At 34.0% G+C, this 7,546-nt stretch carries 10 protein-coding genes; 2 read left to right on the top strand and 8 right to left on the bottom strand.

Annotated features, from left to right (window positions below):
• On the top strand, positions 1-220 hold a 220-nt coding region (locus ACKI3D_RS04950; protein WP_407392635.1), incomplete at its 5' end, for a hypothetical protein.
• Complete coding sequence (locus ACKI3D_RS04945; RefSeq protein WP_407392634.1) at positions 217-609, top strand: hypothetical protein; 393 nt, start codon at positions 217-219, stop codon at positions 607-609. The genes ACKI3D_RS04950 and ACKI3D_RS04945, both read left to right, overlap by 4 nt.
• Here ACKI3D_RS04945 and ACKI3D_RS04940 read toward each other — a convergent pair.
• The 8 genes from ACKI3D_RS04940 to ACKI3D_RS04905 form a co-directional block, all read right to left on the bottom strand.
• Positions 606-1,928, bottom strand: coding sequence for an MFS transporter (locus tag ACKI3D_RS04940; protein WP_407392633.1), 1,323 nt, complete (start codon positions 1,926-1,928; stop codon positions 606-608). The two genes, ACKI3D_RS04945 and ACKI3D_RS04940, sit on opposite strands and share 4 nt — an antisense overlap.
• A gap of 69 nt (positions 1,929-1,997) precedes the next feature.
• Entirely contained in the window at positions 1,998-2,348 is a 351-nt protein-coding gene (locus tag ACKI3D_RS04935; RefSeq protein WP_407392632.1) for a VOC family protein, read from the bottom strand.
• Positions 2,349-2,452: 104 nt separating this feature from the next.
• Positions 2,453-3,370 carry a DNA glycosylase gene (locus ACKI3D_RS04930; RefSeq protein WP_407392631.1) on the bottom strand — a complete coding sequence of 306 codons (918 nt, stop codon included), beginning with the start codon at positions 3,368-3,370 and terminating at the stop codon, positions 2,453-2,455.
• The gene (gene hisF, locus ACKI3D_RS04925; RefSeq protein WP_407392630.1) at positions 3,367-4,191 is read right to left on the bottom strand and encodes an imidazole glycerol phosphate synthase subunit HisF; all 825 of its coding nucleotides are present in this window, start codon (positions 4,189-4,191) and stop codon (positions 3,367-3,369) included. The genes ACKI3D_RS04930 and hisF overlap by 4 nt, the downstream gene beginning before the upstream one ends.
• Before the next feature lie 52 nt (positions 4,192-4,243).
• Positions 4,244-4,405 carry a preprotein translocase subunit Sec61beta gene (locus tag ACKI3D_RS04920; RefSeq protein ID WP_407392629.1) on the bottom strand — a complete coding sequence of 54 codons (162 nt, stop codon included), beginning with the start codon at positions 4,403-4,405 and terminating at the stop codon, positions 4,244-4,246.
• A gap of 68 nt (positions 4,406-4,473) precedes the next feature.
• The gene (moaC, locus tag ACKI3D_RS04915; protein ID WP_407392628.1) at positions 4,474-4,941 is read right to left on the bottom strand and encodes a cyclic pyranopterin monophosphate synthase MoaC; all 468 of its coding nucleotides are present in this window, start codon (positions 4,939-4,941) and stop codon (positions 4,474-4,476) included.
• A gap of 5 nt (positions 4,942-4,946) precedes the next feature.
• On the bottom strand, positions 4,947-6,164 hold the full coding sequence (locus tag ACKI3D_RS04910) for a tRNA pseudouridine(54/55) synthase Pus10 (RefSeq protein WP_407392637.1): 1,218 nt from the start codon (positions 6,162-6,164) through the stop codon (positions 4,947-4,949).
• On the bottom strand, positions 6,157-7,506 hold the full coding sequence (locus tag ACKI3D_RS04905; RefSeq protein ID WP_407392636.1) for a signal recognition particle protein Srp54: 1,350 nt from the start codon (positions 7,504-7,506) through the stop codon (positions 6,157-6,159). Before ACKI3D_RS04905 ends, ACKI3D_RS04910 begins: the two co-directional genes overlap by 8 nt.
• Positions 7,507-7,546: the final 40 nt, after the last annotated feature.

Raw genomic sequence — 7,546 nt, 5'->3', positions numbered from 1 at the left:
AATTAATAAATATTTTCCAAATAATCAAAAATATTTAACATATTATATTGATCCAGAATTCAAAGAATTAAATTGCGCTATTATTTGTGTAATCGGAACCGACGATTTGTTTGAAGAAGAACATGCAAAAATGAATAATCTTATTGATGAAATTTTGTATTCGACTGAATTTCCCGTTGAAACAAAAAGTTTAATTTCAGTTAGGATGTGGTGGTTATGAGCCAATTCGATTGGAAGGAATTATATGATGTGGGAAATCATCTAAACAACTATTCAAAAGATGAGGCTTATCAACGTTCATCAATTGGCCGTTATTATTATTCCTGTTTTGGTCCGGTGAAAGAATACTATGAAAAATCGTTTAGAAAAACATTATCTTCAGACGACGCACATTCCACCTTAATTAACATCTTAAAAAATTCCCCTTATGTTGAAGAACAGAAATTAGGAAAAAAATTAGATAACTTAAGAAAAAATAGGAACTTTGCAGATTATAAATCTTATGAATTGAAAAAAGAAGTTGTCTTTAACTCAAAAAAATTTGCTGAAGAGATTTTCCTAATGCTTGATGACTTGTATAGAAATCCATTAAGGTTAATGAAAAATTAACTTTCAGACCTAATTCCCACAAATGAGGCAAATACTGAAGCCAAACATAACACCACACAAATAATGCATGTTATTTGACAGCTACTTATCAAAAGAGGATAGTACTGCTCTACAATCGGCACATTACCCATCACAAATGCAAATACCAATGTCAATATCCCCAAACTCATTGCCTGGCCAACTGTACGCATTGTAGCAACTGCAGCTGATGCAACGGAAGTATCTTTTGGCGGAACAGAACTCATTATAACGTTTGTATTCGGTGGTGAAAAGAGTCCAAATCCAATACCGTAAATTATCATTGCCACTATCAGGAATTCAAGGGAAGTTCCCTCATTCAAAAATGAGAACAATACCAATGAAACTGTTCCAAGGCCCATACCAATAGCCGCCAGTATTTGTGGAACATACTTGTCAGACAACCTTCCGGCAATCGGAGCAAGTACAACCTGACATAGTGGTGCTGCAAGTAAAATAATGCCTGCAGTCTGTGAATCCAAGCCTTTAATGTATTGTAAGTGGTAATTTAAAATTGTGGTAACTGCAAAAGTGGCCAGATATGCGCATAATGATGCGAAATTAGCTGACAGGAACTTGCGATTTTTAAAGAATCTTATGTCAAATACTGGATGGTCTTGCCTTAGTTCTATTAATCCAAATATGATTAAGAATACAATACCCAAAATAGTTAATATTACGCCTAATAACTCATTTAGGATTGTAAAGCCATAAATGAACAATACCATTCCAATACCATAGAAAAGTGATCCTTTCATGTCAAGCGGAACGCCTCCAAAAGTAATCCATTCCTCATCAACTTTAGTTAAAAGCAGGATTAAAATAACGAGTAAAAATGGAACCCCGAATAGGACTACTGATCTCCATCCCAATTGATAATTTAAAACCCCACCAAGAACTGGCGCTAATGATAGCGCAATATAAACTCCAGTAATGGTTATTCCCAGTGCTTTACCTCGCTCATCCGGATTGAATGCAGATACTACCATTGCCATTGAAGTGACATTGAAAAACGATAGGGCAATGCCCAATACCAAACGGCAAAGGAGAAACTGCTCGGAAGATGTAACCAGCACATTAAAAATAGAAATTATAATAAACAGTACGACACTTATTATTGTGACTTTTTTAAGGCCATATTTTCCGGAAATCTGACCTGCAGGAACAGACAATACCGCTACGACTAACAAAAAGATAATTATAGCCCAGTTTTGAACAATATTGCTCATGTGAAATTCAGCAGCTATTGACGGAATGACAACCATGACTGAATTGACTGCAAATACAGCGAAAAATGACAATACCGTACAAATAAAAAGGATTAAATTTTTCTGTTCCATCAAAAATAATATATTGATTTTATATAATATTTATTTTGTGTGTTGAACTAAAACAATGTTAATCCCATTGGGGTCAATGACTCTCGCCATATAACCTACCTGTGTTTTCATAGGCTTTAAGGCAATGTTTGCACCCTTATCCTCTAGTTTTCTGACTTCCTCATTGATATCTTCAACGTCCATTCCAATGGAATAAATTCCAACTTCATAGCTGGGATGTTCGATTAATTCAATTCCGGCAAATCCGTCACCATCCAAAAGTGTGATTTTACCTCCCGGAACATCAAAAACTTCATCAAGAGTGAAATCCAGAGTTTCGGTGTAGAATTTAACAGACTCTTCCATATCATTAACAATCATTGTAGCATATCTGATTTTCATGATAATAATATGGGCGGAATATTATTTATATCTTAATTACCTGAAAAATAGTAAACATTGAAGTAAGTTGGAATTAAAATAGCATTAACAGCATTTCATGAAAATTACCTTTTGAGTTTTGCCATCAGGCCAGATTTGCGGGCATAATGAAACATGTAGAGTTGAACATAACCTGCATAATCACCAAACTCCTCCATACCGAATTCACGAACTTTTTCAACTTTCATGTCTTTTCCATCAAAGTATAAATAAGAAACAATTCTTTTAATCCAAACATCACTTGGAAAAGCTTCTTTAAAGTTAAATCCATAAAGTAAAATACAATCCGCAACTTTTGGACCAACACCGGGAATTTCCAAAATGGTTTCGAATGCTTCATCATAACTCATTTTAGCAATCTCTGAAAGGTCTGTTTCAAGTGCAAATATCTCGCTCGCCTTTCTCATGTATGGTGCTCTATATCCCACACCGCATTCTTTTAAATTATTCTTACACTTGCAAATATCATCAATGTCTGATGAGTTAAATTCATCTTCATCATCTAAAAATGCATTTAGCAGGACGGAACTTTGAGGAAAAGTATAGTAACCTTCATGTTCATGACCCCATTTTTCTTTCATTTCGGAAATTGATTTTGTCCATCTTTTAATGGAATTATTGGCTGAGCAAATTGAAGAAATTACGCATTCAAAAGGGTCTGGTGCTAAAAATAATCTCAAACCATTGCAGAATTCCGACATTTCAGCTAGTTCGGCATGGTTATCTAAATATTTATAAAATTTATCTAAATCAAAATCCAAGTCATAAATATATTTCAAGCGAGAAATGGCCTCTTTTTTTCCTACATCACCATAAAAATTAAAATCTAAAAAATCACCAGATTGTTGAACATCAAAAATAGTTAATTTATCATTAACATTAACAACCTCACTATAAGAATCTCCACATATTCTCCAAGGAGGCTGTGAAGTTTGACCGGATGATTGTGTCAATTCTAAATCGATTGGAGATTTAATAATCATAAACGAACAGCCACATTATTCTCTTTTAAGTATTGTTTAACTTCACCAATGGAATATTGATTAAAATGAAATATACTTGCTGCAAGAGCCGCTGATACATCAGTTTTTTCAAAGACATCTAAGATATGTTTTGGTTCTCCAACTCCTCCACTAGCTATAACTGGAATATCTACAGCATCATTGATTGTTTTATTTAACTCAATGTCATATCCATTTTGAGTTCCATCTCCATCCATACTTGTCAATAAAATCTCACCTGCACCTAAATCCTGGCATTTTTGAGCCCATGCAATTGCATCAATGCCTGTGAACTCACGCCCGCCATAAATGCTTGTATCAAACCAGCAGTATCCTTTATCTGTTTCAATGACAATTTTATCAGGTGCATCATCAGGATGCTCTACATATCTTCTTTTTGCATCAATTCCAATTACTACCGCCTGTGATCCAACAACTTTTGAAGCTTCTGTTAAAAGTTCCGGATTTTTAATGGCTGCAGTATTTGTTGAGCATTTGTCTGCCCCTGCCTTAAGCATTTTGATATAATCATCGACTTTTCTTATTCCTCCACCTACACAAATTGGCATGAATACGTTTTCAGTTAATCTGTCAATTACATCAGCCATGGTTGCTCTTCTTTCATGTGACGCAGTAATGTCTAAAACAACGACTTCATCTGCTCCTTCTTCATAGTAGCGTGTTGCTAAATCAACTGGATTGCCGGCATATTTAATCTGCTTAAATTCAACGCCTTTTACAACTCTACCTTCCGGAACTTGCAAGTCACAATCTAAACAAGGAATAATTCTTTTAGTTAACATAATATCAAATAATAAAAAAAGTAGTATTGTTTTTTAAAAAAAACAATATTTTCTAAGCGGAATATCTTAAAACGAAACAAAATATCGCTAAAATAACAGTAGCCACAATAATGTGCTCAGGGGAAAGTTTTGGTCCAAGACTTTCCTCATCAAAGTATCTTACTAAACCTGCACCAGTTTGAGGCATAGAAATCTTATTATCTTTTTTTGCCATAATAAATCACCATAAATTAATTAATAAAAATAACTGTATATACATATTTTATTCCTAGTATATAAAGTTTAAATTTTCTCCTTTTTAATCACTTTAATATCGCTTATTCTTGTATCTGGATACTGTCCGAACTCATCTTTTTCAACAGCCTTTACCATATCCCATACAGTGAGTAAAGCAACACTAACACCAGTTATTGCTTCCATCTCAACACCGGTTTTACCTAGAGTATTAACTGCACATCTAGCAATAATCTCATCTTCTTTTACTTCAAAATCAAGTTCGATTCCGGTTAAAGCCAACGGGTGGCAAAGAGGTATAATTGAAGAAGTATTTTTAACGGCTTGAATTCCTGCAATTTGAGCAGTGGTTAAAACGTTTCCCTTTTTAATTTCTTCATTCTGGATTAAATCAATGGTATTTTTATCTAAAAATATGCTGCCGCTTGCAATAGCCCTTCTTTTTTGGTCAGGTTTGCCTCCAACTTCAACCATATGTACTCCACTATCAGTTAAATGTGTAAATTCATCTCCCATATTATCTACTTCTCACTTACTTCAATTACGTCTAATTGTTCACAAATTGCTTTAACACCTAATATTTCACTTACATTAGGTTGGCTTCTTCCATCATCGCCTGAAATCAATTCTTTAATATACAATCCTCCTTCAGTTTTAATACGCATGCTAAATGATTTCTCATCAATTAGTTCATAAGACAAATCGAGTACATGCTTAATACGCACCATATCAGTGCGTCTTCTTAAAACTCTTTGGGGAGTTTGTTGATGGATTTCATCCAATTTAGTCAATTCTTCTAATTTTTCTTTATCAAAAGCTTCATCACACTTGACAATAGCATTATAAATTTTATAGGTGTCCGGAGAGGACTGTTTTATTTCCGCCTTACGTCTCCTCTCACAAACATGTAAATTGTGATAAGAAGTTTTACCTTCGTTTATTTCATTGATTTCCTTTTCTAATTTTTCTAAATCAAGATTTCTAATTTTAGGTTCTTTAATTTCCAGGACAAAGGGCCTTCCTGAACCTAACATCAAAACATCAATGTCTTCACGACCAGCACCATGGAATTTTGCTTCCCTGCCCCTAGTAAGTTTTAGAAAATGCTCGGAAATTAGCTCTTCAACAGATTCAGGATATTGCTTTCCAGTGAAATTGCACTCTTCACAACCCCTTCCTTTACATTTTGTGCATGGCCATTTTGTTTGAGGAATTCCACGTTTCAATTTATTGTATTTTCCCTCAATATATAATGGATTGATTTGAATTCTTACTTTAGGCTCATTAATTAAATCAATGCTAAAAACAATGTCTTGGCTTTCGAATTCAGCGTCTTTATCATACCTTTCCCAAATTCCAAGACCAATTAGTCTGTTTACTTCCTTTTTAATAGTTTCAACATTTAAATCGAATTTTTCGGAAAATTCCTCATCCCTTTTCTGGATATCCTTATCGATTTTAGAACCGACAAGAAATGTATCAAATTCTATTTCCAATTGATTAATCTTATCGTCGATTTTATTGTATAACTCATCATTTATTTTATCAAATAGATTATCGCAAATAATACAATCAACATCATCCAAATTAATATCTAACTCAGTACAGACTTTATTTGCTCTATCGATATTGTCAGTTCCTTCGATTGTTCTTGATAATTTACGTCCAAGACAATTTTTGCAGATTCTGCCATCTGTTTCATCCAAAATTTGTTTTGCTAATTCGTACATATTATCTATTCATGAATTGTCCCATCATACGATTCATTGCGCCGCCGCCTAAACGGCCACCACGTTTTCCGATTCCTTTCATGGTCTTTTTAGTGTTATTGTAATATCTTAAAAGCTCTTTAACTTCACTTTCTTCAACTCCTGATCCACGAGCAATCCTTCTTATACGTGATTGCTTAATGATTTTAGGATTGAGCATTTCTTCTTCAGTCATTGAAGACATCATGATTTTATAAGACTCTATTTTATCTTCAGTCATTTTAGATGCTTCTTTGGAGATTTTATTTCCCATACCTGGAATCATGTTTAAAACTTGTTGCATAGGACCCATATTGTTCATCATTTCAAACTGGTTTTTCATGTCCATTAATGTGAATTTACCGGTGAGCATATTATTCATGGTCCTTTCTGCAATATCCTCATCGATAGTCTCTTCAGCTTTTTCTATAAGGGATTTGATATCTCCCATACCAAGTAATCTTGAAATAAATCTTTCCGGATCAAACAACTCGAAGTCATCAATTCTCTCACCAGTACCGATGAACTTAATTGGAGCTCCGGTTTCAGCTACTGCGGACATTGCTCCTCCTCCTTTTGCTGAACCATCTAATTTTGTAATAATGATTGAACCGATATCTGTTGCTTGTGAAAATGCTCTTGCTTGTTCACCAGCTTGCTGACCAATAGTTCCATCAATAACAAGAATAGCTTCATTTGGATTAATAATGTCATCCAATTCATCCATTTCGGCAATCAAGTCGGCTTCTTCTTTGTGCCTACCGGCAGTATCGAAAATGATAACTTTTCTGTTTTTAAATTCTTGTAAACCTTTTCTAGCTAAATCAAGTGCATCCTTATTCTCAGGGTCCCCATATAATGGAACATCCATTTCTTCAGTTAATTGCCTTAATTGCTCATAAGCAGCCGGCCTCCATGTGTCTGTACAGACAACAGCTGGATTGAAACCTTTTTTCTGTAGATATCTGCATAATTTACCGATTGTGGTTGTTTTACCACTTCCTTGTAAACCTAAGAATAATATTTTATAAGGCCTTTCGTTAATGTCCAAACCTACTGCTTCACTTCCTAAAAGATTTACCATCTCTTCATAAATAATTGTTATAACATGTTCTCTTGGAGTAATCCCTTTTGGAGGCTCCTCTTCAAGAGCTCTTGATTCTATTCTTTTTGATAAATCTAGGACTAATTTAATATTAACATCAGATTGAATTAAAGCACGTTGTATGTCTTTTACAACTTCTTTTATTGTCTTTTTATCAATTACAGACATTCCTACTAATTTCTTCATCGTATTAGTAAGATTTTCACCTAAATTTCCAAGCATAAAAATCACTTCATTAGAAAACTTAATTATTATATTAAGATATATT

It is taken from the genome of Methanobrevibacter sp., from assembly GCF_045586545.1.
In the GTDB taxonomy this organism is placed as follows: Archaea; Methanobacteriota; Methanobacteria; order Methanobacteriales; family Methanobacteriaceae; genus Methanocatella.
Note: the sequence above shows the minus strand (reverse complement) of the source record. Positions and strands in the feature narration are given on the sequence as shown.

What these genes read in the sequence shown, in the direction of transcription:
- ACKI3D_RS04945 (WP_407392634.1), top strand. Translation starts at nt 217, where the DNA reads ATGAGCCAATTCGATTGGAAGGAATTATATGATGTGGGAAATCATCTA.
- ACKI3D_RS04935 (WP_407392632.1), bottom strand. Translation starts at nt 2,348, where the DNA reads ATGAAAATCAGATATGCTACAATGATTGTTAATGATATGGAAGAGTCT.
- ACKI3D_RS04930 (WP_407392631.1), bottom strand. Translation starts at nt 3,370, where the DNA reads ATGATTATTAAATCTCCAATCGATTTAGAATTGACACAATCATCCGGT.
- hisF (WP_407392630.1), bottom strand. Translation starts at nt 4,191, where the DNA reads ATGTTAACTAAAAGAATTATTCCTTGTTTAGATTGTGACTTGCAAGTT.
- ACKI3D_RS04920 (WP_407392629.1), bottom strand. Translation starts at nt 4,405, where the DNA reads ATGGCAAAAAAAGATAATAAGATTTCTATGCCTCAAACTGGTGCAGGT.
- moaC (WP_407392628.1), bottom strand. Translation starts at nt 4,941, where the DNA reads ATGGGAGATGAATTTACACATTTAACTGATAGTGGAGTACATATGGTT.